General features: G+C 71.1%; 17 protein-coding genes. 7 read left to right on the forward strand and 10 right to left on the reverse strand.

Going from position 1 to position 25,729, the window contains the following annotated elements; translation table 11 throughout:
- Positions 1-131: 131 nt before the first annotated feature.
- From ACFVFS_RS23085 to ACFVFS_RS23095, 3 genes are read right to left on the reverse strand one after another with little or no spacing between them, the layout of a single operon-like run.
- A complete protein-coding gene (locus ACFVFS_RS23085; RefSeq protein WP_380626499.1) occupies positions 132-2,042 on the reverse strand; it encodes a hypothetical protein in 1,911 nt (636 codons plus the stop codon).
- Positions 2,043-2,075: 33 nt separating this feature from the next.
- On the reverse strand, positions 2,076-3,275 hold the full coding sequence (locus ACFVFS_RS23090) for an FAD-dependent monooxygenase (RefSeq protein WP_380626500.1): 1,200 nt from the start codon (positions 3,273-3,275) through the stop codon (positions 2,076-2,078).
- Entirely contained in the window at positions 3,272-6,319 is a 3,048-nt protein-coding gene (locus ACFVFS_RS23095; protein WP_380626501.1) for a LodA/GoxA family CTQ-dependent oxidase, read from the reverse strand. The genes ACFVFS_RS23090 and ACFVFS_RS23095 overlap by 4 nt, the downstream gene beginning before the upstream one ends.
- A gap of 1,272 nt (positions 6,320-7,591) precedes the next feature.
- Here ACFVFS_RS23095 and ACFVFS_RS23100 point away from each other — a divergent pair.
- The gene (locus ACFVFS_RS23100; protein ID WP_380626502.1) at positions 7,592-8,068 is read left to right on the forward strand and encodes a hypothetical protein; all 477 of its coding nucleotides are present in this window, start codon (positions 7,592-7,594) and stop codon (positions 8,066-8,068) included.
- A 191-nt stretch (positions 8,069-8,259) separates the two neighbouring features.
- The gene (locus ACFVFS_RS23105; RefSeq protein ID WP_380626503.1) at positions 8,260-8,751 is read left to right on the forward strand and encodes a HEAT repeat domain-containing protein; all 492 of its coding nucleotides are present in this window, start codon (positions 8,260-8,262) and stop codon (positions 8,749-8,751) included.
- 1,721 nt (positions 8,752-10,472) lie between these two features.
- Here ACFVFS_RS23105 and ACFVFS_RS23110 read toward each other — a convergent pair.
- Together ACFVFS_RS23110 and ACFVFS_RS23115 are read right to left on the reverse strand one after the other, a co-directional pair.
- Entirely contained in the window at positions 10,473-11,558 is a 1,086-nt protein-coding gene (locus ACFVFS_RS23110) for an IS110 family transposase (RefSeq protein WP_380626504.1), read from the reverse strand.
- Between the two features lie 228 nt (positions 11,559-11,786).
- On the reverse strand, positions 11,787-13,586 hold the full coding sequence (locus ACFVFS_RS23115) for a trypsin-like serine protease (protein ID WP_380626505.1): 1,800 nt from the start codon (positions 13,584-13,586) through the stop codon (positions 11,787-11,789).
- Between the two features lie 364 nt (positions 13,587-13,950).
- Between ACFVFS_RS23115 and ACFVFS_RS23120 the strand changes: the two genes are divergently transcribed.
- Both ACFVFS_RS23120 and ACFVFS_RS23125 read left to right on the forward strand, forming a co-directional pair.
- Positions 13,951-18,018, forward strand: a complete 4,068-nt coding sequence (locus ACFVFS_RS23120) for a polymorphic toxin-type HINT domain-containing protein (RefSeq protein ID WP_380626506.1) — start codon at positions 13,951-13,953, stop codon at positions 18,016-18,018.
- A 66-nt stretch (positions 18,019-18,084) separates the two neighbouring features.
- The gene (locus ACFVFS_RS23125) at positions 18,085-18,576 is read left to right on the forward strand and encodes an Imm1 family immunity protein (RefSeq protein WP_380626507.1); all 492 of its coding nucleotides are present in this window, start codon (positions 18,085-18,087) and stop codon (positions 18,574-18,576) included.
- Positions 18,577-18,946: 370 nt separating this feature from the next.
- Here the strand turns inward: ACFVFS_RS23125 and ACFVFS_RS23130 are convergent, their stop codons facing one another.
- From ACFVFS_RS23130 to ACFVFS_RS23140, 3 genes are all read right to left on the reverse strand, one after another.
- Positions 18,947-19,393 (reverse strand): YncE family protein, encoded by a 447-nt coding sequence (locus tag ACFVFS_RS23130; protein WP_380626523.1) that lies wholly within the window; start codon positions 19,391-19,393, stop codon positions 18,947-18,949.
- Between the two features lie 16 nt (positions 19,394-19,409).
- Complete coding sequence (locus tag ACFVFS_RS23135; RefSeq protein ID WP_380626508.1) at positions 19,410-20,789, reverse strand: transposase; 1,380 nt, start codon at positions 20,787-20,789, stop codon at positions 19,410-19,412.
- Positions 20,790-20,959: 170 nt separating this feature from the next.
- The gene (locus tag ACFVFS_RS23140; RefSeq protein ID WP_380626509.1) at positions 20,960-21,676 is read right to left on the reverse strand and encodes a group II intron maturase-specific domain-containing protein; all 717 of its coding nucleotides are present in this window, start codon (positions 21,674-21,676) and stop codon (positions 20,960-20,962) included.
- Between ACFVFS_RS23140 and ACFVFS_RS23145 the strand changes: the two genes are divergently transcribed.
- A complete protein-coding gene (locus tag ACFVFS_RS23145) occupies positions 21,563-21,988 on the forward strand; it encodes a transposase (RefSeq protein ID WP_380626524.1) in 426 nt (141 codons plus the stop codon). The two genes, ACFVFS_RS23140 and ACFVFS_RS23145, sit on opposite strands and share 114 nt — an antisense overlap.
- Before the next feature lie 37 nt (positions 21,989-22,025).
- On the opposite strand, the gene ACFVFS_RS23150 is transcribed toward ACFVFS_RS23145, so the two are convergent.
- On the reverse strand, positions 22,026-23,021 hold the full coding sequence (locus ACFVFS_RS23150; protein ID WP_380626510.1) for a 2-hydroxyacid dehydrogenase: 996 nt from the start codon (positions 23,019-23,021) through the stop codon (positions 22,026-22,028).
- 251 nt (positions 23,022-23,272) lie between these two features.
- Here ACFVFS_RS23150 and ACFVFS_RS23155 point away from each other — a divergent pair, with 251 nt between their 5' ends.
- Together ACFVFS_RS23155 and ACFVFS_RS23160 are read left to right on the forward strand one after the other, a co-directional pair.
- Complete coding sequence (locus ACFVFS_RS23155) at positions 23,273-23,683, forward strand: tyrosinase cofactor (RefSeq protein WP_380626511.1); 411 nt, start codon at positions 23,273-23,275, stop codon at positions 23,681-23,683.
- A gap of 49 nt (positions 23,684-23,732) precedes the next feature.
- On the forward strand, positions 23,733-24,560 hold the full coding sequence (locus ACFVFS_RS23160; RefSeq protein WP_380626512.1) for a tyrosinase family protein: 828 nt from the start codon (positions 23,733-23,735) through the stop codon (positions 24,558-24,560).
- A 106-nt stretch (positions 24,561-24,666) separates the two neighbouring features.
- Here ACFVFS_RS23160 and ACFVFS_RS23165 read toward each other — a convergent pair whose 3' ends face one another.
- Positions 24,667-25,692, reverse strand: a complete 1,026-nt coding sequence (locus tag ACFVFS_RS23165) for a 6-phosphofructokinase (RefSeq protein WP_380626513.1) — start codon at positions 25,690-25,692, stop codon at positions 24,667-24,669.
- Positions 25,693-25,729: the final 37 nt, after the last annotated feature.

Raw genomic sequence — 25,729 nt, forward strand, 5'->3', positions numbered from 1 at the left:
GGGGTCCGCCGGCCGAGGGTGTCCGGGGCCGCCCCCGGAGCGCTGCCGCCGACGTCGCGCCGCCGCCCCCGGAGCGCTGCCGCCCCCGAGAACGATCCGTTCCCGGGCGCGGTGCCCCACCGGCGGATGGGTCAGATCTGGATCTGCTGGATGTCGGCCGCCGTGCTGGTGAAGCCGTTGGTCGAGATGATCCTCAGCTGGACCTGCTGGCCCGGACGGAACTGGCTGTGGTCGACCTGGACCACCGGATCCTTGAGACCGACGCCGATCGTCTGCCAGGTGGCGCCGTCGTCGGTGCTGACCTGTGCGGCGAAGGTCTGGCCGGGGTCCGGCGCCTTGTCGAAGTCCAGTGCCAGCCCGAACGTCCCCTCCTCGGCCCCGGCGTGCCGGGCGGCGCGCAGGGCCGGGGGCGCGCCGGCGGCGCGGAAGGTGTCCACGACCTGCCCGCCGACGACCAGCTCGATCGCCTCCGGGCTGGGTCCGACCGGCACCACGGCGTCGACCAGGCCGGTACGGTCGGCTCCCGGGGCCAGCTCGGACGCCAGCTTGACCGGGACCGGGATCTCACGGGGCGGCCCGCCGTCCGCCTGCTTGATCCGCAGGACCACCGGGGTCTCCCCGTCCGGACCGGGTTCGCCTGAGGCGGAGGGCTGGGCGGCCAGCGGTGACACCGGGTTGACGAAGCGGATGCCGCCCGCACGGCTGGTGAGGTTCACCGTGCCGACGACGCTGACGAGCTGCTCGGCCCCCGGGGCCGCGCCGCCCGCCCCGGCGGCCGGCGCCGCCTCCGGAGCAGGCGCGCTGGTGACGGACAGTTGCGGGAACCGTTCGTCGGGGCGGCCGCCGGTCGGTGCGGCGGGCCCCGCGGACCCGGCGACCGGGACGACCCGGAGCGGCGCCGCGACGGCCGTCGGGCCCTCGGGGACCGGGGCGCCGGCCGTGAGCGTGTTCTCGGCCGCCAGCCGCTGACGGAGGCCCTCGTAGGTGTAGCTGCTGATCCACTGGCGGTCGCAGTAGGTCATCATGTCGTGCCACTCCACCCCGGGCCTCGCCCTCATCGGCAGGTTCAGTGCGGGGTCGCCGACGTCGAATCCGACGAAGGTGGTCGGTGAGTCGGCGAGCTGCCCGCTCGGGAAGGGGTAGCCCTGCAGGTCGTCCGGGGTCTCCCCGCAGAAGCCGGGGTGTCGACGGCCGAAGGTGTGGCCGAGCTCGTGGCCCCCGTACCAGTCGCTGTAGGCGCCGTCGAAGTCCCAGCCCCAGTCGGCGGCTCCGCACGGTGACGACGCGACGGTCGACGGCTCGGGTGCCGCGGGGACTCCGGAGGCGCAGCCCCGCATGAAGAACCCGCCGTCGGCCGCCTGGCCGAGGTAGTGGGTGCGCGGATCCCCGCCCGCGCTGATGTCCAGGGCCCGGATGGCGGCGAGCTGCGCGTTGGTGTCCTCGCACGTGAACGGAGCCGGGGCGACCACGTCGATGACGGTGCGTGAGCTGATGACGTCCGGCACCGGGTAGGCGCGCCTGAGCCAGCTGACCAGGGCGGCGAGGTCGAGCTCCCGGGGGGTGTAGGTGACCGGCGGGTTCCCCTGCCGGTAGCGCAGTCCGAACACGCGGATCCGCAGCGGCGGGGCGGGGTGGAACCACACGGTCGGCCCGGCGGCCGCCCCGTCGAACGGGATGGCGGCCCCGGAGAGGACGTCGCTCAGGATCAGCTCGCTCACCTTGAGCGGTCCCTCCGTCGTGAGGGTGGACGGCAGGAGGAAGTTGAGGCTGAGGTCCGCATCGGCGCGGCGGGTGGCGAGGTCCTGGTTTCCGGTCGGGTCGAGGGAGACGGTGTTGAGGGAGGTGAGGGTGATGGGGGGAACCGCGGGTGACCGGAGCAGCTTCACGGCGCCCCGGGCGGAGGCGGTCCCGCCCGTGCCACCGCTCACGTAGACGCGGATGACGGTGACCTTGCCGGCGATCAGGATGACGCTGTGCTGGAGGTCCTGGACCGACTGGGTGACCTCGGTGGCGTCCCACACGGCTTGCGTCTGTGCTGGCATGACTGAGCCCCTCGGACGAGTGGTCGGGCTCTTTCAGGCTATGCCGGGCCGAGGTGCCCCGCCCGTTCGGCGGCGTCGCCAGAACGGGCTCAACGGCCAGCGCCACTCCTGGTCATACGCATACGCATGGTTCCTCCGGTAGGCGTCCGCGACGCCGTCCAGGAACGCCGTGTAGTCGGCCAGGGCGGCCGCCGCCCGCTCCGGGGCGGCCAGGCAGGCGGCGACGGTCTGCCCGGCGCGGGCGCCGGTGTGCAGCGCGGTGAGGATGCCCTGGGAGGAGAGCGGGTCGAAGGCGAGCGCGGCGTCCCCGGCCGCCACCCAGCCCGGACCCGCGGCCGGGCCCAGCCGCACGCCGTGGGCGGGTGTCCAGCGCGGCACGGGGGTTGCGGCGGGGTCGTAGCCGTCCAGGCGCCGGCGGACGTGGTCGGTCCGGGTGGCGCCGCGCCAGAAGCCCTGCGGGGTGCGGAGGGAGGGGGCGGCGAGGTCGGGGTCGGTCAGATGGGCGACTAGGCGTCCGGCCGGGACGCGGGTGGTGTACCACCAGCCGTCGGGTGCCGCCTCGACGAGCGTCCGGGCCTCGGCGTCCTCTGGGCCCGTGCCGTCGGCCGCGTGCCCGCCGGGGAGGACGGCGTAGACGGCGAGCAGCCGGTCCTGCCGGTGGCGGCGGCCGTGCCGGCGGCCGATGACGCAGCTCCGCCCGGTGGCGTCGACCGTCCAGCGGGTGTGCAGCTCCGCCACGGTTGCGGCCCCGCCGCCGGCACCGCCGTCATCACCGGTGTCGTGCCGGCGGACGGTCAGCCGGCCGCCGGACCTCGCGAGGAGGGTGGCCCGCCGCGGCTCCGCGCCGGCCGCCACGGCCGCGTCCCGCAGGAAGGCGTCGAAGCGGAGCCGGTCGAGGTGCCAGCCGTGCCCGTACGGGTCGAAGAGGTGGCTGACGCCGTGCAGGGCCGGTGAACCCCAGGCGGCGTACGTGCCCGTGGAAGCGGGGTGCCCGGCGGCGAGGAAGCCGTCCAGCAGCCCGAGGTCGCGCAGCAGCGGCCGGGCGGCGGGCGGCAGCGACTCCCCGATCTTGAACGCGCCGGGGCCGGCGGGCGGCGCGGGGCGCCCGCCGGGGTCGAGGAGCAGGACGCGCCGGCCGGCGGCCGCCAGGACCAGTGCCGCGACGGAGCCCGCCGGGCCGCCGCCCGCCACGACGGCGTCGACGGGCTCCGGCGGGCGCGGGTGGTTCGTCACCGGTCGCGCCGCAGGCGCTTGACCTTGTCGATGTAGCCCGCCGAGACCTCCTCGTCGGGCAGCTCCGCCATGGTGACGGCGGTGGCCAGCGCGGCCTCGCCGAGCACCGGGTCGGCGCCGAGCGGCACGTGCAGGGCGACCAGGTTGCGCCGGGCCGGTGGTGCGGGCTCCGGCGGGAAGGTCACCTCGGACTCGACGAGCAGCTCCGCCGGGAGGCGGGGGTCGTCGGTGGGCCCGGGGCGGCGCTCGACCACGCCGAGTCGGCCGAAGTCCGTCACCATGGCGTTGATGGCGTCGGTGTAGCGCGGGGGGAGCCAGCGGAGCCAGGCCCGCCGGTTGCCGAACGCGGCCAGGCGTTCCTCGATCGGCCGGGAGGCGTCCATGACGATCGCGTACTCCTCCTCGGCGATCACCTGGTTGGGCACCCGGGCCGGCCAGAAGGTGGGAAGGTACGGGTCGTAGGTGCCGAAGCCGGAGAGGTACTCGTAGCCGGACCGGCAGCTCGCGGTGTCGGTCTGCCAGGGTACGGCCATCCACCTGGTCAGGTCGCCGGGCCGCTGGGCGTAGAGCGGGCCGTCGAAGGAGAGGGCGGTCTGCGGGGTGAGCGTCGGACCGTAGGCGGGCGGGGGCGGCAGCGCCGGATCGCGCAGGCGCACCCGGAAGGGGCTGCTGTACAGGGTGGTGTGGCGCATCGGCCAGGTGAGTTCGCAGCCGGGGTGGAAGGCGTCGGCGAGACAGAACGAGAGCGCCGCCCGGTCCAGGGTCCGCGGCCGCTCGGCGAACGGGACGTCGTCGAGGGAGGCGGGCGGTGCGGCCTGCTGGTCGTGGTCGGCGACGAAGTCCCCGCGGGCCCAGCGCCGCAGGAGGCGGTACTGGAGCGGGGAGAGCGTCACGTGCTGGCGCACCGACTCGGCCGGCACGTTCATCGCATCGCCGTAGACGCCCGGCCACGGGACGGGGGAGAGGCCGTCACGGTCGTAGTCGCGGATCGTGAGCCAGACCTGACGGCGCAGCTCCCGCTGGACGGGCGAGGGGTCCGCCAGCGCGGCGAGGCGCGCGGGGTCGAGGAGGTCCTCCCGCCCGCCGTGCCCCAGCTGGACGGCCACCCCCTGGTTGACCCACTGGAGGTCGCACAGGCGGCGCAGCACGGGCAGCACGTCCCGGGTGAACGACGGCCGCGGCGGCTCGGGGAGGAGGCCGGCGGTGACGAAGGCGTCGCGGACCAGGTCGTACATCGTGCGCACCGAGGTGAGTTCGGGCGCGTAGTTGGGGGGCGCGGTGACCACCCAGCCCGGTTCGACCGGGATCGGCCGCCCGTCGATGCTGACCTCGGCGGTGACCGGGCCGTCGGAGACGTCGTCGTGCCAGCCGTCGTTGTTGGCGAAGGTGTCGGCGGGGGTGTCGGTGGCGGACGCGGAGACGCCCCGGCCGCCGAGGAAGAGGAGCCGGCCGCTCCCGTCCGTTCGCAGCTCGCCGAGGTAGACGGGCCGGCCCAGGAAGGTGCCGGTGTCGAAGGTGTGCTCGGGACCGCCGGACCGGTCGCGGCCGCGCACCGACCGGGGGCCGGGGTCGATGACCAGACGCTCGCGCTGGTCGGCCGGGACCTTGGGGTTGCGCAGGTTGCTGTCGTCGGCCCGGTCCGCCTCGGGGATGTCGAGGGCCAGTTGGAACTGGTACCAGGCGGCCTTCCGGTTGGCGACGTGCACCGTCCAGCGCAGGTCCGCGTTGTCGGCGGTCAGCTCGGCCACCGGCTCGCCGGCCGCGTTGTAGCCGTAGACGCGGAACCGGACGGCCTGCCGCTTCAGGGCGCCGGTGGCGTCCTTGTAGCTCCCGGCGGGCAGCGGGGCCGGCTGGTCGACCTCGGGGGCGAGGACGTACGCGTCCGCGCTGTCGCCGATCCTGGCCACCCCGATCGCCGGGTGCACGGCGGCCCGGACGATCCGGGTGTCGCGGCCGGGCGGCGGCGTGATCTGCGGGCGGGCCGGGCCGGGTTCGGCCGCCGGCACGCCGTTGACGTCGCGGCGCTGTCCGGCCGACGCCTGGTAGACGGTCCTGCGGACCTCGGAGATGCTGCCCACCGGGCGGTGCTCGGCGAGGGCGTGCCACGGGTTGAAGGCGAGGTTCTCGCCGTAGGCGGCCTGGCCCCGCGCGGTGATGTCCTGCTTCCGGAGGGTCAGCCGGGCCACCGTCACGGGTTCGCTGCCGGCCTCGTCCCACCGGACGGTGGCCCGGTCCAGCGGCATCCGCTCCGGGTCGGTGCGGAACTGCAGCATCAGGTCGAAGGCCGCCGTGCCCGCCGCGAGCCGGTGGCGCAGGTCGGCGCCCAGGTAGCCGGGGTTCTCGTCGGGCGGCACCGCCGCCGGGTCGCCCGGCGCGCAACCGGCGGGCACCAGCTTGTACTTGACGAAGCGCTCGGGGCCGAAGGCGTAGGGGAGCACGCTCCAGTAGTCGGCGGTGAGCACGCTCTCCTCGAACCGGGCCATCGCGTCGAGGATCTCCCGGGTGACCGGATGGTCCTTGAGGTACTGCTCGTAGTCGCCGTCGACGACACCGGCCTTGGTGAACTCGCACATGTCCTGGGCGGTGTCGACGAAGAACACGTCGTGGTTCTGGAGCAGCAGGTCCTGGGTGCCGGCCTCGGTCTCGCCGTCCAGCAGCTTCGGGCCGGGCACGCCGAACAGTTTGACGCCGATGCCCAGGGTGGTGCGGAGGTCGGGGTTGCCGGGCACGGTGTCGCTGGAGAAGCGCACCCAGGCGGCCAGGCCGTCGGGCCGCTCGTGGGCGGTCCCGAGGAACCCGACGCGCAGGTCGGGCGGCAGGTCGGGGGAGACCGTCAGCACTCCGCGGGCGACGCCGTGCGGTTTGAGGAACACCGGCCGCCTGACGGGGTCCTGGCCGCGGGACATCCGGGCCCCCTGGGTCAGGTCGACGAACATCTGCTTGAGGGCGGCGGCCGCGTCCTCGGCGCAGCCCGGCAGGGGCGGAGGACCGGCGTTCCCGTCGTTGCCGTCGTTCTCGGCGAAGGGCGCGGGGGTTCCGATCATGCTGTGCTCCGATCCGTGCGGCGGTGTGCCGGGCCGGTGGTCCGGAGGCGTGCGCCTGCCTCCGCCCACCCGGTTCAGCGTGCACGGACCTGTGGTTCCCGGCGCGCCGAGGTACGCCCGAACCGAGCACACGGCCGGGTCGCGGCCGCGCGGCTCACTCCAATCGGCCAGCAGCGGTCGCACTCCGCGGGACGAGGGTGTTCTCGTTGGTGCGGCCTGCGGCGTAGTCGTCGATGTTGCGGGCGGTGGCGTCGATGATCTGGCCGACGGCGGTGTGGGCTGGGTGCGCCGCCAGATGCCCTCCTCGACGGTGCGCGCCCGCTCGTGCCCGGCGCCGGCGAAGTGCCGCTCCCAGGACTTCACCTGGGCGGGGGTCAGCTGCTCGATCACGGGATGCCTCCTTCAGACGGACAGCTCGGACTCGTAGATCGGGTGGGTGGGTCGTCGGCACACCGAGGATCAGCTCACGGAAGCCAGCTGGTGCGCAGGGCCGCCACGCACTGCTCGATCCGCAGACGCTCGTGGTCGACGGCCCCCTCGATCGGATCGGGCCGGACCGGGACCACGCGCCACCGGCCGCCGGCAGCCTCGCGGGGAGCGCGCCACCGGCGGGCCGAAAGCGGTGTGTCCCGGCCGGGACAGTCATTAAAGCGCCACGCCGGGGTCGCCCGGCACCCCAGATTGGTGGCCAGTTTCGCGGCGCGGATCTGGCCCGATCGGGCCGTACGCGGCCACCATCCCGCCTTGCTACGCTGACCGCTCTTCGCAACGGAAGGCGCGTCCACACCGGGGGTCGAAGTGGTTGAGAACCAGTCGCTGATCCGCGCAAGGCGCCGCACGGGACTCACCCAGCAGCACGTCGCCGAAGCCGTTCAGGAATACAGCAATGACCTGATCAAGCATCAATCATCTTTGGGTAAGAGAAAGATCAGGCCGAAAGCGTTTGACGCCAAGGCCATGAGCTGGTTAGAACGGGGAGAAGTCACCTGGCCTGGACACACCGTCCGTACCGCCCTGTGCTACGTCCTCGGCGTCGAAACCCCGCGAGAACCCTCGGGTTCGGGGAGACCCGAACCTATCCGCGCTCGGCGCTTACGGTCCTTCCGGCGGTCTCCGCGTCGGAGGCCTGGGCGTGGCCTGGGACGCCGAGTGGGAGCAGCTCGTCCAGGACCTGACCGCCTACAAATGATTTCCTGCCCGTCGACCACGCTCGTGGCCGGTGCCTCGATGACGTGTACGGCTACGTACACGGTGACGCAGGCGGATGTGAACGTGGGCCAGATCACCAACACCGCGCAAGCAATGGCAAGCCCGCCCAGCGGATCCGCCATCAACTCGCCGCCGTCCAGCGCGACGGTGACCGCCTCGCAGGCGCCGTCGATCGCGGTGGTGAAGTCGGCCTCGCCGACCACCGTCTCGACAGTGGGAGAGTCTGTCGCCTACAGCTTTCAGGTGACGAACACCGGCAACGTCGACCTCACGAACGTGACCGTGGCTGACACGGTGTTCTCGGGGACGGGGACACCGCCGGTGATCTCGTGCCCGTCCACCATGCTGGCGGTCGGCGCGTCGCTGACCTGTACGGCCACCTACACCGTCACCCAGGCGGACGTCGATGCCGGACGGGTCACCAACACCGCGACCGCGACTGACGATGAGGCCTCCGACCGGGCTCTCGGCACGCGTGGAACCGGGTCTGTCATCAAGGCGGCACTTCCGCCCCCGGAGCTCTGGCTGTCCCTTTCCTGATCCGCATCGCGCTCGCCTACCCCCGCCACCGCACCGCCCTCCTGCTCCTGGTCGGCGCGGTTGCACGTCGGCAGCACTTCGGCGATGGCTCACGTACCGGTCTCCTGCGCGCGGGTGAACGCGACGGCTCCATCCGGTTCGGCCCGAGCGGCTACCTGGAGACCTGGTCGATCGAGGCGGCCCGAAGGGCCGTGTCGGAGGACGCGGATCTACTGTGCTTCCTGCTGGACGACCGCGAAGCAGCCGTCCGCCAGGCCGCTGCCTACGCCCTGGCAGCCGCGCTGCCCTCACCCGGACACGCCCCGGCTGCCCTGGACACCCGCCTCGCTCGCGAGGAAGACCCTGTGACACGAGCCTGCCTGGTCCTGGCGATCGGCCAACTTGCCGGAGAGGAAGGCGATCCGGCGACCGTCGAACAGCTGCGGGAGTGGTGGCGATGCCCCGACCGGCCAACGGACGTGCGCGTGAGCGCCGCCCTGGCCTGGCTGTGCCTCGTCGAGGACCCCATCCTCACCGAACTCGACGTCCTCCTCGACTCCGCGGTCACCGACGAGCTGACGGCTCTCCTCGCCCCTGTCCCCTGGCTGCGCGATGCCCAGGACGGCGTTAAGGACAACGGCCTGCTCGTATGCCTCAACCAGATGCGAAACCCCGACGACTTCCCCTGGCTTGCTGAGTTCTGAGGTCCATCGGGGCAAGCGCTGCTGGCTCGCACCCGCACGGTAACAACCCGGCCTACCCCGAGCCGGGGCAGGCCGGGGAGCGTCGGCTATGCGCAGGTGTCGAGCATCTCGTCCAGCGCTGCCTTCGCTGCGGTGGTGACGGACAGGCCGTAGATGTGCTCGGTGTCGGTCCACGACCGGCAGTACGTGCACCAGTACCCGATCGCTGGCGGGCGCCAGGCGTGTCCGGTGACTTGTCGCCTAGGAGCGGTTGGAGGCCGCGGACACGGCGATCAACTGGGAGTGCTGCAGGCCGTTGGCGAAGGCCCTCGCTTGGCTGCGCTCCACACCGCCGCTCCGACTGGCGAGGAGCGTCCTTCCAAGCACGCAATATTCGGAGGGCGTCGGCGTCGGTGAACCGCAGGGTGGGTGCGCCAAGACAGCCTGGTAGCAAGGGAGAAGCATGCGGTCCGAGGAACATGCGGTCCGAGGAACATGCGGTCCGAGGAACATGCGGGGTGGGCGCGGGACCTCCCGGTCCGGTATCTCCTGGTGCGGGAGGACGTCGGCGGTGTGGAGGAGGGCGTGCTGTGGGGGCGGTGCGCGGAGGTCGACGGCCTGTTCATGGACCCGTCTCCGCTGCCGCGAGAGGTTCTGACGCTGCGCGGCTGCCCGCGGGAGAGCCTGCTGGTCCAGGCCGCGGCGGCCAGCACCGAACCGGTGCGGCTGCTGGGGGACGGAATGCTCTCGATCGAGCCTGTGGGTCCCTCGAACGACGGGTCGTCCCGCTTCTGGGACCTGGAGGACACGGCTGTCCTGGCCCGGCACGGCCGGGGCGGCGAGGCGATCGAGGTGATGCGCACCCTGGCCGACACCCGCCCCGGAGAGGACTGGATCCTCCACACCCTGGCCGACTTGTGGCTCAACCAGGGCTGTCCCGGGGACGGCATGGCCCACTTTGACGCCCTCGCCGCACGGCGCGCAGGAGAGGAGGAGTGGGACCTGTTCCGCCCGTGCCTGCCGCTGATCGCCGCAGGCACGGGCGTTGACCAGGCACTCGACCAGGCCCGCGTCCACCCCGAAGGCGACACCTCCGACGCGGCGTGGGGCATCGCCGGACTCCTCCTCTCGGCGGGCCGTACCGCTGAGGTCGTCGCTCTCCTCCAGCAGCACACGTCAGCCAACTGGCACTCCCTGGCCGGCTACCTCATCGATCTCGGCTGCGTCGAGGAGCCGTGGCCGTCCTCCGGTATTGATGCCGTAGGGCGTGGCCCTGCTCCATTGCGCTTGCCAGACCGGCCTTCGCATCAGCTTCTGGACTCCTTGGTCGAGTTCAGGCGATGCGAAGGCCGTATTCCTTCCGAACGGGCCGGGCGGCTGATCACGGCGTTCCTGGGCGGGGTCGGCGGTGCAGTGCCCCGGCTACTGCCCAGTGGCTGGCGGCCGCAGCGGGGCCCAGTGGGGGAGGCCGATCACAGCAGCCCAGGCAGTGCCGGTCGAGTGCGCTTGTCAGCTTGTCAGAAACGGCGATCGTGTCCCGTCGCCGGCCGGAGTACGAAGCAGTGGCCGTTGTACAGGGCCGCCAGGCGCCGTTGGGCCTGGCGGCCCCGTCGTTGTGCCAGCGGAGAGGGAAGGGCAGATCTGTGTCGTGGCCGGAGATCGATGTGTGGTCGACGTCCGGCGGTTTCACCATTCGGAGTCGAACGGTGCCCAGGGTTGCGAGCGGGATGCTCCTATAGACGTCAAGCCGCTGGAGTGAGGTCGGTTTGTGTGATGTGTCCTGCCGGTTTGCTGGTCAGGGCGCGGTAGACCTCGCGGGCGACGAAGCGTTTGAGGCAGCGCGTGATGTCCTTCTTCGACAGGCCGTCCTTGGTGCGGCGGGCGACGTAGGCGCGGGTGCGTTCGTCGTAGCGCATGCGGACCAGCACGATGGTGTGAAGGGCGTTGTTCGCGGCCCGGTCGCCGCCCCGGTTGAGCCGGTGGCGGTGGGTGCGGCCGGAGGGCGCGGGGATCGGCGCGACCCCGGCCAGGTGCGCGAACGCACTCTCGGAGCGCATCCGTTGCGGGTTGTCGCCGGCGGACGCGGGGAGCTGGCCGGCGGTCTCGGGGCCGACTCCGAAGAGGGCGAGCAGTTCGGGTGCGGCCTGCCGGACCAGCGGGCCGATCTCGGTGTCGAGCTCGGCGATCTCCTCGTCGAGGCTTTGGTGGCGGCGGGCCAGGCGCCGCAGAGCGGCCTTGGTGGCGGCCGTCGGCGTCGACAGGTCCGAACCGGGCCGCAGGCGGGCGAGCGTGCGTATCAGTGCGGTCCTGTTCAGCCCTGCGACCTGCTCGCGCAACGCGGCCGGGGCGGAGACCAGCAGGCCGCGGATCTGGTTCGTCGCCTGGGTGCGGGCCTTGACCGCGCTGCGGCGGGCGACCCGCAGCACCCGGACGGCTTCGACCGCGCCGTCGCGGCTTTTGGGAACGCCAGTGGCACGGCCGGAAGCCACCGCGGTGGCGGCGGCGTAGGCGTCGAGCGGGTCGGACTTGCCCCTCAGCCGTCGCACCTTGCGATCGGGCCGGTCGACGTCGACGACCGCGATCCCGGCCGCTGTCAGCACCCGGGTGAGTTCGGCGCCGTAGGCGCCGGTGCCCTCCACCCCGACCGCGCTCGGCGTGCCGTGCGAGCGCATCCATTTCAGCAGGTCCCGGTAACCGTGGACCGTGGCCGGGAACTCCCGGTCGGCGAGATGCCGGCCCAGCCGGTCGATCACCGCCGCGTGATGGGTGAGGCCGTGGGTGTCGACTCCGCCGGTGATCTCCGGGTCCCCATGCGTCATGCTGGTCATGTCCGTCCTTGCCGCTTGTCCGAGCCGGGGGCGGCACGCGCCGGTCGGGCGGGTGGACAAGACAGTGACGGGGCCTCTGGCCAGGCTCCCATGAAGTCACAAACGCCCGTCCGGCCGCGTGCGTGGTGACGCCACCGATGAGCCGACAAATCCCAAACAGGACAGTCGGAACGTCAGTCAGCCGAGGGGTCAGACCCACCAGCAGCGCCACCACGAACATCATCACTGTCAGCCGATGGTGGCGGCCGAGGTGGCGGTGATGTCCCGGGCTCCGCTGGCGCCGCCGGGAACCTCCTGCCAGATGGTCCAGGTGCCGTCGGGCTTGTTGTCGCGGGTGTAGATGTTGAGGTCGGTGCCGATGGCGTAGACGTGGACGGTGTTGTCCGGGGTGGCGGCGCTGGTGATGGCCTTGACGGGGTCGTCGTCGACCTTGACCCATTGGGGGGCCCAGGTGCCGGTTGCATAGTCGACGTTGGTGGTGTGGAGGAGGTCGTCGGAGCCGACGATCTGCAGGCTCGCCGTGTTGCCGCGGGTGGTGGCGGTGATGTCCCGGGCTCCGCTGGCGCCGCCGGGAACCTCCTGCCAGGCGGACCAGGTGCCGCCGACCACACCGTCGCGGGTGTAGACCCTCTCGTCGGTGCCGATGGCGTAGACGTGGACGGCGTTGCCGATGGCGACGCTGTCCACGGCGGTCTGGGTGCCGAGGCCGGTTCCGCTGTCGGCGAGGGCCCAGCGGTTGGACCAGCGGCCACTCTGGTGGTCGCTCACGGTGTCCCACAAGTCGGACTGGGCGCCGATGACCTGGACGTGGGTACCCGGCTTCACGTCCGCGGTGCTGTAGCGCGCCTCCTTGATCCAGGTGCCGAGGTCGTCGACACGGGAGCTGGTCGCGCTGGTGCGGGTTTCGGCGGCGGGAGCACCGAGGCAGCCGCCCTGCCAGGACCGGGAAGCGATGGCAAGGACCTGGACCGAACCGCTCCTGGCCGCCAGCAGAGGAGCCCCGGCATCACCGTGACACAGGGCGGCTGCGCCGGCGGTGGGAGCGGTGTCGAGGCCGGTGGCGGTGACGGCCGTGGTGGTGTGGGTGGTGGTGTGGAGCTTGGAGGGTATCCAGGTGGTGGCGGTGCGGCCGTATCCGGGAACGCTCGCGTTCTCGCCGGCAGTGGGGGGCGTGGTGGCGAGGACCGCGGGGGTGATGCCGTCAATGGGGCTGGCCAGGCGGGCCATGACGAGGTCGCGGTCCGGACGGGGAACGATCCGGTCGATGCTGGTGACGGCGCCGACGCCGGTGTTGGTGAGGTCGGTGCGCCCCACCGTGAGGGTCGTGTATTCGGGTGCCGGGCCTTCCTGGAGGGAGGCGGGGTTGTCGGCGAAGCAACTGGCCGCGGTCAGGGCCCAGTAACGGTCGACGAGCGTGGCGGTGCAGGCGCGGTTGCCGGGGCCGATGTCGAGCTTGGCGGCGAACGCGAGCGCGGGGTCGGTGGGTTGGGGAGCGGGCAGGGCGACGCTGGTGCCCGTGATACGCAGTTCGAGGAGGACGGCCCGGCTGTTGGGGTCGAGCGACTCGCCGATGCCCTTGGAGGCGTTGGCGGCGACGTCAACGGTCTCCAGTGGGCCCTGGTTGGTGGTCAGGCTCGCCCGGATGGAGCGGCCGTAGGTGTTGATGCGGTAGGCCTCGGGGATGGTGAGGGCGAGGTAGCCGCTGGCGCCGGGGGCGTTGAAGCAGATCGTGTCGCCGTCGGAAGGGTCCGAGGTGGTGGCGCCGAGCTTGATCTGGTAGTTGCCGTTGGCGCAGTCGGTGAGGGTGATGCCGCCGTTGCCGCGAGTGAGGGTGATGCCGCGGTCGGCGAGGATCCGGGCGGCGTCGGGGTAGGCGAAGGTCTCGATCGCGGCCGGGGCGACCGCGACGGGGGGCGGGGTGTCGGCGGATGCGGCTGGTGCCGCCGTCCATCCGCTCGTGGCGGCCAGGACAAGAGCGGCCGCGGCTGCGGCCGAGGACAGGCCGTGCGAGCGTGCACGGGACTTCATGACGTGATCCTTTCAGATTTATCCGGAAGAACGGACTCGAACTGCCTTTGCATGGAAGTGTGCGGAAACGTCTGGTTTGCCTTCGCGGAAGTCGCTGACTTCCCATCAGCTGACGCATCGTAATGTACGATCGATGCGCCGTCGAACGAGTGTTCGTGCAGGCGATCGGCCTCATTGCGAGATGTTGTGACGTTCTGTCCGATCCGGCGGCAATGGTCGCAGCGGTTCACTTTTAGGGGAACCGTCTGTTCCGTTTGCTTTTTGTTTCTCCGAAGGGGGTTGTCGCGTGCGTTTTCGAATAGGAAGGGCGAGGACACGCGGGAGGGGGTCCGGGGGCGGGTTGCTGGGGCGTGCCGTGCTGCCGGTGGCGTTGCTGGCTTCGCTGGTCTCGGCGAACCCGGTCGCGGCTGACGAGGTCCCGCCCCCGGTGGTGCCGCAGCTGAGCGAGCGCGGGCGGGTGCTGCAGGAGTGGAAGGACGGCGGACCGTCCGTCAAGGCGGCCGCCGAGATCGCGCTGGTCGGCGGGGACGATCAGGTGCGGCTGTTCCTCGGCAGCGCCGCGGACCCGGGCGGTGAGCTCGTCCGCGCCGGCGTCAAGGACAACCGCCAGGCCGCGCTGGAGATCCTCACCGCGGCCGGACCGCGCCTTCGCGCCGCCGCCCAGAGCGCGCTCGCCGGTAGTGACCAGGACGTGGAGGCCTTCGTCAAGGAGGGCTGGAAGGCTCCTCTGGAACAGGACCAGCGCGTCCTGGTGTCCCAGATTGCCGAGACCGGCGGTCCGCGTACCAAGGCCGCCGCCCTCGCGCTGACCGGTAAGCCCGTCGCCGAGATCCGGGCCTTCCTCAACGAGAACCAGTACACCCTGCGCGAGAGCGACGACCGCGTACGCGTGTCGCAGATCGCCGAGAGCGGAGGTCCCGCCACCCGGCAGGCCGCTTTGGTGGCCTTCGAGGGAAGCCTGGAGGAGGTCCGTGACTTCCTGGAGGTCGGCCAGCACATCGCCCGCGCCCGCGATCAGGAGCACGCCTCCGTCGAGGAGTTAGTGAAGCAGGCGGAGGCGGCCGGTGACCAGGCGGTGCGTGAGAAGGACGCCGCCGTGGACGCCTCCCAGCGGGCGGTCGCCGCTGCCGCGCTGGCCAAGCAGGCCGCCGACCAGGCAGCGGCCGAGACCCTTGCCGCCCAGGGTGATGCCGCGCGGGCTACGGCCGCGGCCGACCGCGCCGCGGAGGCCGGCAAGCGCGCCGGCGAGGCCGCCCAGGCCGCCACCGCCGCCGCGACGCGCGCCAACAACTCCTCCAAGGTCGCCTCGGCCGCCGCCTCGCAGGCCGCCGCCGCCGCGGTCGGCGCCGCTCGGGCGACCACCCGCGCGCTGAACTCCGCGGCGGCGGCCAAGGTCGATGAGGACGCCGCCAAGGGCGCCGAGACCGCAGCCAGGCTCGCCGGCTACGCGGCCAAGGCCGCCGACCGGGCCGGCAAGGCCGCGATCGAGGCCGCGATCGCCGCGGAGGCCGCCAGCTCCGCGACGGCCAACGTGAACGCCGCCGCCAGCGCGGCCGACCAGGCCGGCACCTACGCCGGACAGGCCGGAGCCTCCTCCACCAAGGCCAAGCAGGCCGCCGCCGCCGCACGCCGCGACGCCACCGAGGCAGCCCGCTCCGCCACCGCCGCCGCGGCCCTCGCCCGCCAGTCGGCCGGCTACGCGGAGGAGGCCCGCCAGGCCGCCGAGTCAGCCTCCGCCCGAGCAGGGCGCGCCGCCGAGTCGGCCCGCAACTCCGCCGCCCACGCGGGCGAGGCCACCAACGCCGCCCAGCAGGCCGCCGCCCACGCCGACAGCGCCCGGCAGGCCGCCGACGCCGCGAGCGCCGCCGTCGCCAAGGCCGGCCAGATCCACCAGGCCGCCCTCGCCGGCGAGGCGGAGGAGCGCACCGTCCGCGAGAACGCCGGCGTCGCCCGCGCCCAGGACCTGGGCGTCGCCTACGCGCGCAGCCGCGGCTCGGCCGACGAGGCCAAGGCTGAAGCCCTGCGCCTGGACCAGGAGTCCGTACGCCTGGCCCAGCTGGCATCACAGCCCGGCACCGACCCGCTGGCCGTCGTCACCGCCGGGCGCAAGATGGCTCTCGCCGCACTGAAGGTGCGCGGGCCCTGGAGCAAGGCCGCCGCCGAGTACGCCCTCGCCGGCAACGACGAAGCCGTCGTCGACTACGTCACGGAAGGGTGGAGGACCTCCGCCGAGCAGGACGACCGCACCCAGGCCCGCTACATCTCGGAGACCAGCCCCTACGAGAGCGTGCGCACCGCCGCCACCGCCGCCCTGGCCGGCGACGGCACCCAGGTCGCGGCGTTCCTGGCCACCGGTCAGCACCAGGCCGCGTTCAGCCAGTACCGGGTCAAGATCTCGCAGCTCGCCGAGAGCGGCGGTCCCAGGGTCAAACAGGCCGCGCTCGCCGCCTTGGAGACCAACACCGTCGAGGCCATCACCGGCTTCATCAACCAGGGCCAGTACACGGCCAGGGAGAGCGACCAGCGGGTCCTCGTCTCGCAGCTGATGGAGGCCGCCGGAGACGAGCTCAAGATCGCCGCCCATATGGCGAACGAGAGCCCGCTGCCCGCCATCGTCAACTTCCTCGAGACCGGGCAGTACCGCGCCCGGGCCAAGGACGAGGTCACCCGCACCCACACCGCCTCGATCGAGAACGCCATCGCCGGCGTCAACCAGGTCGCTGCCCTCGCCCAGCAGAACGCCGCCACCGCCGCCCAGGCAGCCGCCACCGCCGCCGGAGCCGCCGACCAGGCCAACGCCTCCGCAACACAGGCCGCCGCCTCCGCCCAACAGGCCGCCGCCTACGCCCAGCAGGCCAAGGCCTCCGCCGAGCGCGCCCAGACCTCCGCCGACCAGGCAGCCCAGTCCGCCAAAACCGCCAGGGCCGCACAGAGCCGCGCCGAACAGAGCGCCAGCTCGGCGCAGATGTCCTCGCTCCGTGCACAGGCCAAGGCCAAGGCGGCACGTGCCTCCGCCACCACCGCCTACGCCGCCGTCGCCTCCGCCCGTCAGTCCGCCGAGAACGCAGGCAAGAGCCGCGACGAAGCCCGCGCCACCGCCACCGCCGCCCTCCAAGAAGTCATCCGACAGGCCCAGCAGGAGCTCGCGCAAAAGGTGCAGCAGAACCAGGAGCTCGTGAACCTCCTGGCCAACCTGCCCCAAGGCAGTGGCACCTCCTCCGACGGCGGGAGCTGGTACGACACCTTCGCCGTGGTCGGGCACACCGCCCTGGACGTCGCCGGCCTCTTCCCCCTCGTCGGCGACCTTGCCGCAGACGGCACCAACTGCGTGTGGACATCCGGCGAGTACTTCGGCGGATACAAGAACACCGACGGCCTCGACACCATCCTGACCTGCGTCAACATGGTGCCCCTCGTCGGCTATGTCAGCGTCGGCGTGAAATGGGGCAAGAAGCTCAGCGGAGTCGCGGACGACATCACCGATTGGGCCAAGAGCAAACTTCCCTGGGGCAAGAAGCCCAAGTCCAAGCCGGTCTTGCCTCCGTGCCCCAACAGCTTCCCCGCCGGCACCCGCGTCCTCATGGGCGACGGCACCAACCGTCCCATCGAGACCGTCCAGCCGGGTGACCAGGTCGCAGCAGCCGACCCCACCACCGGTGAATCCGGCCCGCGCACGGTCGCGGCCGTCATCTACACCCCCGACGACCACAATTACACCGAACTGACCATAACGGCCTCCGACGGCACGCAAGCTGCCGTCACCGCCACCAGCCACCACCCCTTCTGGGTCCAGAACACCGGCCAGTGGACCAACGCCTCCGACATCAACCCCGGCGACACGCTGCGCACTGATACCGGTGCCGCGGCACAGGTCGCCGCCGTCCGGCACTGGACCGCACTCGCCCCCGCCTACAACCTCGCCGTCGCCGACCTGCACACCTTCCACGTGCTCGCAGGCGATACCCCACTACTCACCCACAACTGCCTCGACCCGCGTACTGTTTTCGACGAGCTCCCCGCGTGGGCCAAGGGCGACAAGACCATCGGTCAGGCCTTCATCATCGGCAAGGGCGGCATCGAGAAGCTGGGAACCGCGCTGGAGAGCGGCTACACACAATGGTCACCAGAAATCAGCGCCTATCTGGCCAAGAAATTTGGACAATCCGAGAATGCCATGTTTGAAGCCTCGGCCCACGTTGAAACAGGGCTTGCCTGGACAATGCGGCGCGCCATCAAGAACGGCGCAAATAATGTCAATCTGAATGTCGTCATCAACAACACGGAGGGAATCTGCCCAGGGAAATTCAACTGCGTCAGTTCCGCTGAGCAAATCCTCCCTTCGGGCAGTACTCTCAGGGTTTGGATGAAGGATCCGGCAACCGGTAGGATGACTTCCAGGCTGATCGAAGGAAAGGGATCTCCGGAGGACTGAATGATACTTACTGTCATGATTGGCGATAGGCAATTCCATGCGGAAGGCGAGAGAGATGCTGGAATCTTGATCTCCAAAGTCCTGGAGACTCTGGATTTTGGCGACAGTGCATGGTTCTCCATCGACGATCAACCTCCCGCAGAGGACAATTACGGCAGCAATAGCCTCAAGATCTCGGTGAATCAATCAACCGGGTATGGCGGGGTAATCTGGCAGGCGGGAGCAATCCATTCCAAGCGCGGTGGAGTATACGCCCACACTTGGGTTTCCGACAACCCAGAACCTCCCACAAGAGATCCGAAGATCCTCTCCGACCCCCATCACCCGGTTTTCATGGAGCCAGCGAGCGCACTCCCCATCTCCGAGGTTCGCAAGGTCCTCGAAGAGTTCTATCAGGCGGGAACCGGGGACAGGCCCACCTGTATCAACTGGGTCAGGGGGCGCATGAACGGCGAACGCGAGGAACTGGGGCCCGGAGTAGAACCTGCGCCGCAGTCCTCCACTGATTGGGATTCCTTGGCAAGTGAAATAATGAACCTTTCGTCCGACAAAGACTGAGGTCGAGCGGGCTGCCCCTGGTCCGCCAGAATATGAGCGAGCGGGGCAGGGCGGATATAAGCCCTGCCCCGCCCCCGTCGGCCGAGCCAGCCTCTGCGGCATCGCCGCCCGGGCGCCGGACGAGCGCGATCTCAACGGCTGGGCTCGGCAGCGGTTCCGGCCGGCAGTCGCCCCCAGCCCTCTGAATCGGGCACCCGCACCACGAGCCACTCGCCCACGTACACCCTCCCACGACGCTTGAACTCGCCCAATCATCAGGGAAGTCAGAGAGGAAGACGTGCAGTGCCGGTTGCTGTTCGGGCTGGTCGGTCACCGGTCGCCGCCGGCGGCGTCCACTCCTCCGCCTCATGTGCGCCACCGGACGGTGCCGTCAGGACGGGCTGGTGCGGATCACCGACACGGTGCCCGAAGCACTGTGGCTGACGTACGCGTAGCGGCCGTCCGGGGAGACGGCCACCTCCCAGGGGCCGGCGCCGACGGCGACGCTGCCAGTGACTAGGTTCGTGCTGGTGTCCATCACCGAGACGGTCTGGGAGCCGACGTGGGCGACGTAGGCGCGGCAGCCGTCCGGGGTCAGCGCCACCCCGACGGGCCGGTGGCCGACGGCGATGGTGGCGGTCACCCGGTCGGTGCCGGTGTCGATCACCGACACGGTGTCTGAGCCGGAGTCGGCGACGTAGGCATGGCGGCCGTCCGGTGTCACCGCCACCGCGGCGGGTTCGGTGCCGACGGCGATGGTGGCGGTCACCTGGCCGGTGCCAGTGTCGATCACCGACACCGTGCCCGACGCTGAGCTGAGCTTGACTCTGTCGGGGATCTTGGTCGCCTCCGCGTCAGCTGACGGCTCGCCAGGAAGGTAGGCGTGGGATGCCGCGCTGGTCGAGGAAGTCCTGGAAGGCCGTCGGCTGTCGTGGAGGCGGGCTTTCGCCGGGAGACTGCTTGCTGAGGCGTTCGATGTTGACGGCGATGGCGGTGAGTGCGTGTTGCAGGTGTGCCTTGGGCTGTCCGCGGTAGCGGCAGCGGCGCATGCCGTGGCCGTGGACGAACTCGCAGATGGTGCCCTCAATGCCGGAGCGGACCGCACACCGCCTGTGCCAGGCCGGGTCCTGCTGGTCGGCGCGGTTGCGCGACTGCAGTTCGAGCAGCTCGCGCGGAGGGAAGCCCACGGTGCGGTGGGAGTCCCGAGAGTTGGTGCACTTTGCGCGTGCCAGGCAGGGTTGGCACTGGCTCTTGGCGAAGCGGGCGATGATCAGCGGGGCGGCGGTCGGTGAGGATGTCGGGTAGGGGCCGTGCCAGCCGGCGCTGGTCTGACCCTGCGGGCAGGTGACCTCCTTCCGGTCGAAGTCGATGTGGAAGTCGTCGCGGGCGAAGCCCTCGCCGCGGCGGTGCTGGCGGGTGGGGTTGCCGGGCAGTGGTCCGACGACGGTGACACGGTGTTCGCGCGTCGCCTGTTCCAGGTGGGGCAGAGGGGTGTAGCCGCCGTCGACCAGGTGCTGGTCGGGCAGCAGTTCCCGGCGTTCCAGCCGGGTGTGGATGCCTGGCAGGACCTCGGTGTCTGCACTGGTGGCGGACATGGTGGCCACATCGGTGATCACGTTGGGCCCATCGCCGGAGCAGGTCTCGGTCACATGCGCGAGGAACCCCGTCCAGCGCGTGACCTGGCCTCGGCGTGCGTAGCGGGCCGCCGGGTCGTAGGGCGAGACGATCCGGCGGGCCGAGGGCGGCAGGCCGCTGTCGTCGTCCTCATCGCGCCAGCGCAGACGTCCGGCGGGGTCCCAGTGGTAGTTCTGCACCAGGACCTGCCGCAGGACCTGGGCCTGGGGGCCCGCGAGCAGAGACGGGTGGTTGTGGTGGAGGTGTTCGAGCAGGCGGCGCGCGTCTTCACCGGTGGTGTTGATCCGGGTCTTGGGCCGTGTGGGGTTCTTGCCCAGGCGCACCGGGCGGCTGTAGCGGCGGCCCCAGTCCTCGTCGACCAGGCCGTCCAGCGTGTGGCCGGCGGTGCGGGCGCGTTCCTTCAGGGCCGCACGCACGGCCTCGGTGACCAGTTCGAGGCGGGTCAGATCGCGGACGGTGGCCAGGACGTGGGTCGATTCGGTGCGCTGGGCAGTGCGCTCCCGGACCAGGCCGGCCTCCTTCAGACGGGCCAGGGCGAGGTCGAGGAGGCGGTCCGCCCTGTCCTCCTGTACCAGGCGGTCGCGGAAGTCGGTCAGCACGCTGTCGTGGAAGCCGGGATCGTCGAGGTCGAGGCCGTGAAGTCGGCCCGGAGCGCGATTCCGGCCTTTCGACCGGCCCGTTTCTCCGGACCGCTTCCCGCACCCCCCGTGCGCTTCTCAGCGCAACGGGCGCTCCACAAACCTCGCTTGGCGATCCATGAGGTGTTCTCTCATCCCGTGGTCGGCCATGGGGAGGGGATGACTGATCTCCGGTAGCGGTAGCGCGTAGTGCCTACCTTCGCCGGGCTGAACAGCTCTCGTTCCCCGCTGGCCGGCCACCAGCCCCCGCCGCAGAAGCGCCGGCGGAGGTCCTTCCAGGTCATCCGGGGGTGTTTTCGCCGTAGCCACCAGATGACCCGGCCCCAGATATATGAGCTCAGGTACTGGAAGACGGCGCTGGACACTCCCGGCCGGAAGTAGGCGCACCAGCCCCGCAGCACCCGGTTGAGCTGGACGAGCAGGGTGTCGAACGGCAGGTCGGTGCCTGTCTTTCGGTACTGCGTCCTGACCTTGTCCATCACGGCCGCGAGGGCCTTGCGGGACGGGTAGGTGTAGACGTAGTACTTCTCGGTGCCTCGCTTGCGGTGGCGCTGGATGCGCCAGCCGAGGAAGTCGAGGCCCTCGTCGATATGGGTGATCAGGGTCTTCTCCGGCGACAGACGCAGGCCCATCGTGGCGAGGACCCCGGCGGCCTCTTCTTTGAGCGTCTCCGCGTGGGCACGGGTGCCCGACACGACCAGGCACCAGTCGTCCGCGTATCGGATCAGCCGGTAATTCGGCAGTCCGCGACGGCGGCGCTTGAGCCGGTCGTTGAAGGTGCTCGCGGGTCCTCCCAGCCCTTGGGCGATGTGCTCGTCCAGGACGGAGAGAGCCACGTTGCTGAGCAACGGGGAGAGGATCGGATCGTGCTGGTCTGGGACCGTTTGAACACCCACATCTCCCGCGCCATGCGTGAGTTGATCGCCGAGCGCACCTGGCTGACGGTGTTCCTCCTGCCCGCCTACTCGCCAGACCTCAACCCCGTCGAGTGGGTCTGGGCACACGTCAAGCGCAGCCTGGCCAACCTCGCCGTCATGGCCCTCGACCGACTCGAAGCCCTCGTGCGAAACCGGCTCAAACGCCTCCAATACCGGCCCGACACCCTCGATGGCTTCATAGCCGGCACCGGCCTGAACCTCGACACCGCAACCTCACCCTGAAAAGCCGAAGTCAGTAGGGGCGTCGCGGCCCGTCGGGTCAGTTCTTCGGGACGAGGGTGTTCTCGTTGGTGCGGCCTGCGGCGTAGTCGTCGATGTTGCGGGCGGTGGCGTCGATGATCTGGCCGACGGCGGTGTGGGTGAAGTAGGCCTGGTGGCTGGTGACGAGGACCTGGGGGAAGGTGACGAGGCGGGCGAGGGTGTCGTCGGTGATGCCCTGGATGGACTGGTCGGTGAAGAAGAGGCCGGTTTCTTCCTCGTAGACGTCGAGGCCGACGCCGGAGAGGCGGCCGGCGCGGAGGGTTTCGACGAGGGCGGCGGCGTCGACGAGGCCGCCGCGGCTGGAGTTGATGAGGATGGCGTCGGTCTTCATCCGGGCGAGGGCGGCGGCGTCGATGAGGTGGTGGGTGGTGGGGAGGAGGGGGACGTGGAGGCTGATGAGGTCGGAGTGGGAGAGGAGTTCGGGGAGTTCGGTGTAGGTCATGCCGAGGTCGAGGCAGGCGGGGTTGGGGGCGATGTCCCAGCCGAGGAGGCGGGTGCCGAATCCGGCCGCGATGCGGGCGAAGCATTCGCCGATCTTTCCGGTGCCGATCACGCCGATCGTCATGCCGTGGATGTCGCGGCCGAGTAGGCCGTCGAGGCGGAAGTCGAACTCGCGGGAGCGGTTGGCGGCGCGGGTGAGGCGGCGGTTGACGGCCAGGGCCAGGGCCCAGGCGTGCTCGGCGACGGCGTAGGGGCTGTAGTGGGAGACCCGGGCGACGGTCAGGCCGAGGGCCGCGGCGGCGTCGAGGTCGATGTTGTTGAAACCGGTGGAGCGCTGGGCGATCAGCCGGGTGCCGCCCTTGGCGAGCGCCTCCAGCGTCGCGGCGTCGAGTTCGGCGTTGACGCTGCTGCTGACGGCGGGGTAGCCGGCGGCCAGTGGGGCGGTGTCGCGGTTGAGGAAGACGGACAGGCAGCGCAGCTCGTGCCGGTCCGCGAACGCCGCCTCCAGGAGCGGCCGCTCATCGGCCTGTACGCCGTACGCGAGGATCTCCATCTCGGTCCTTCCGGTGGGGTCCGGCCCGCGGTGCGGTCCGCTCTGGTTCACCGGTCAAGGTAGAGCAAAAGATGACCGAATGTGGGCGCAACCCTCCGTACCCCCGCCGATCGGCTGTTCCCTAGGTCAAGTGGCCTTGCGAGCATCGAAAGGGCGATTCCGATCAAGAATTCGCCTTTGATTGACGATTCACCAATCGTTTGTGAACAGTGCCTTGACAAAAGCGAAAGGCACAGGAGGGGGTATTCAGCATGTCCGAGGACACCCACGGCACGGATCTCACGCGCCGCCGGATGCTCCAGGGGGCCGGGGCCGCCCTGGCCGTCGCCGCCGGGACGGTCGTGATCGGCGTGGCCGGCCCGGGGGGAGGCGCGGCCACCGCCGCCGATCCCGGCGCTTCCGACAGTTTCGACGAGACCTTCCAGGGGCGGAGGATCCAGGGCCGCCCGGTCAACGGCGGTGGCCACCACGGGGGCGGGGGCACCGGCACCGGCTACGAGGTGCGGATCGACGGCGACGAGCTGCACATGATGCGCAACGCCGACGGCACCTGGATCAGCGTGGTCAACCACTACCAGACCTTCGCGACGCCGCGCGCGCTCGCCCGGGCCGCCGTCAACGACCTGCAGGGCGCCACGCTCGTCCCGGTCACGATCGCCTGATCCGGCCACCGGCCCGACCGACACCCACAACACCACAGAGGGGGGACTCATGGGAGTCCGCAAGAACCAGGCGACCCTGACGGCGCAGGAGAAGCGCGCCTTCGTCGACGCGGTGCTGGCGCTCAAGGCGAACGGCGGCTACGACCCGTTCGTCACCACGCACAACCAGTTCATCCTCAGCGACGTCGACAACGGCGAGCGCACCGGCCACCGCTCGCCGTCCTTCCTGCCCTGGCACCGCCAGTACCTGCTGCAGTTCGAGCAGGCGCTCCAGGCCATCAACCCCAGCGTCAACCTCCCGTACTGGGACTGGACCGCGGACCGCACCACCGCCTCGACCATCTGGGGCGCGGACTTCATGGGCGGCAACGGGCGTGCCACCGACGGCCAGGTGACCACCGGGCCGTTCGCCTTCTCCACCGGCAACTGGCCGCTGAACGTCAACACCGACAGCCGCACCTACCTGCGCCGCCAGCTGGGCACCGGGGTGGCCCAGCTGCCCACCCGCCCCGACACCGAGTCGGTGCTCGCCATCACCACCTACGACGCCGCGCCGTGGAACAGCTCCTCGACCGGCTTCCGCAACGCCCTGGAGGGGTGGCGCGGGGTCAACCTGCACAACCGGGTGCACGTCTGGGTGGGCGGCCAGATGGCCACCGGGATGTCGCCCAACGACCCCGTGTTCTGGCTGCACCACTGCTTCGTCGACAAGCTCTGGTCCGAGTGGCAGAAGCGCAACCCCGGCTCGCCCTACCTGCCGGCGGCCGGCACGCCGGACGTGGTCGACCTCAACGAGCCGATGAAGCCGTGGAACACGGTCGCCCCGGCCAACCTGCTGGACCACAGCGCCCAGTACAGCTACGACACCGGCTACTGATCGACGGCGGTCCCGCTCCCGGCAGGGCGGCTGCCGAGAACGGCCCCGGCCCCCCGAGGCTCGCGTGCTCGGGGGGCCGGGGCGCCGGTCCGTGGGGGGAGGGCGGTCAGATGACCGTCTCGGCCTCCAGGTAGCGGTCGGCCGGCACGGTCTTCAGCTCGGCCACCGCCTCGCCCAGCGGCACCAGGTTGATGCTGGTGCCCTGCAGGGCGGTGATGTGCCCGAAGGCGCCCTGGTGGACGGCCTCCACGGCGTGCCAACCGAAACGGGTGGCGAGCACCCGGTCGTAGGCGGTCGGGGTGCCGCCGCGCTGGGTGTGGCCCAGGATCACCGGACGGGCCTCCTTGCCGAGCCGGTGCTCCAGCTCGCGGGAGAGCTGGGTGGCGATGCCGGTGAACCGCTCGTGGCCGTAGATGTCCTTGGTGCCCTCCTCCCAGTGCATGGTGCCGGGCTCGGGCTTGGCGCCCTCGGCGCAGACCACGATGGCGAACTTCTTCTGCCGGTCGAAGCGCTCCCGCACGACGGCGGTGAGCTTCTCGATGTGGAACGGGCGCTCCGGGACGACGATCGCGTGCGCGCCGGCCGCCATGCCCGCGTTCAGCGCGATCCAGCCGGTGTGCCGGCCCATGACCTCGACGACCATGACGCGCTGGTGCGACTCGGCGGTGGTCTTCAGCCGGTCCAGCGCCTCGGTGGCGACGGATACGGCGGTGTCGAAGCCGAAGGTGACGTCGGTGCACGCGATGTCGTTGTCGATGGTCTTCGGCACGCCGACGATCGGCAGGCCCGCGTCGCTCATCAGCTTGGCGGCCTTCAGGGTGCCCTCGCCGCCGATCGGGATCACCGCGTCCAGGCCGAGGTCCGCGCAGTACTGCTTGGCGCGCTCGACGCCGTCGCGCAGGTGGCTGGGCTGGACCCGGGAGGAACCGAGGATCGTGCCGCCCTGGGCGAGGATGCCGCTCACCGAGTCGAGGGTCAGGGGACGGTGGTGCCCCTCCAGGAAACCGCGCCAGCCGTCCTCGAACCCGATGATCTCGTCGCCGTGGTCGACCACCCCCCGGTGGACCACGGAGCGGATCACCGCGTTCAGGCCGGGGCAGTCACCGCCGCTGGTCAGCACTCCAATACGCATTGCTTTGCAACTCCCGAGCAGAACCGAGGAACGGCCG

It is taken from the genome of Kitasatospora sp. NPDC057692, assembly GCF_042799475.1.
GTDB lineage: Bacteria > Actinomycetota > Actinomycetes > Streptomycetales > Streptomycetaceae > Kitasatospora.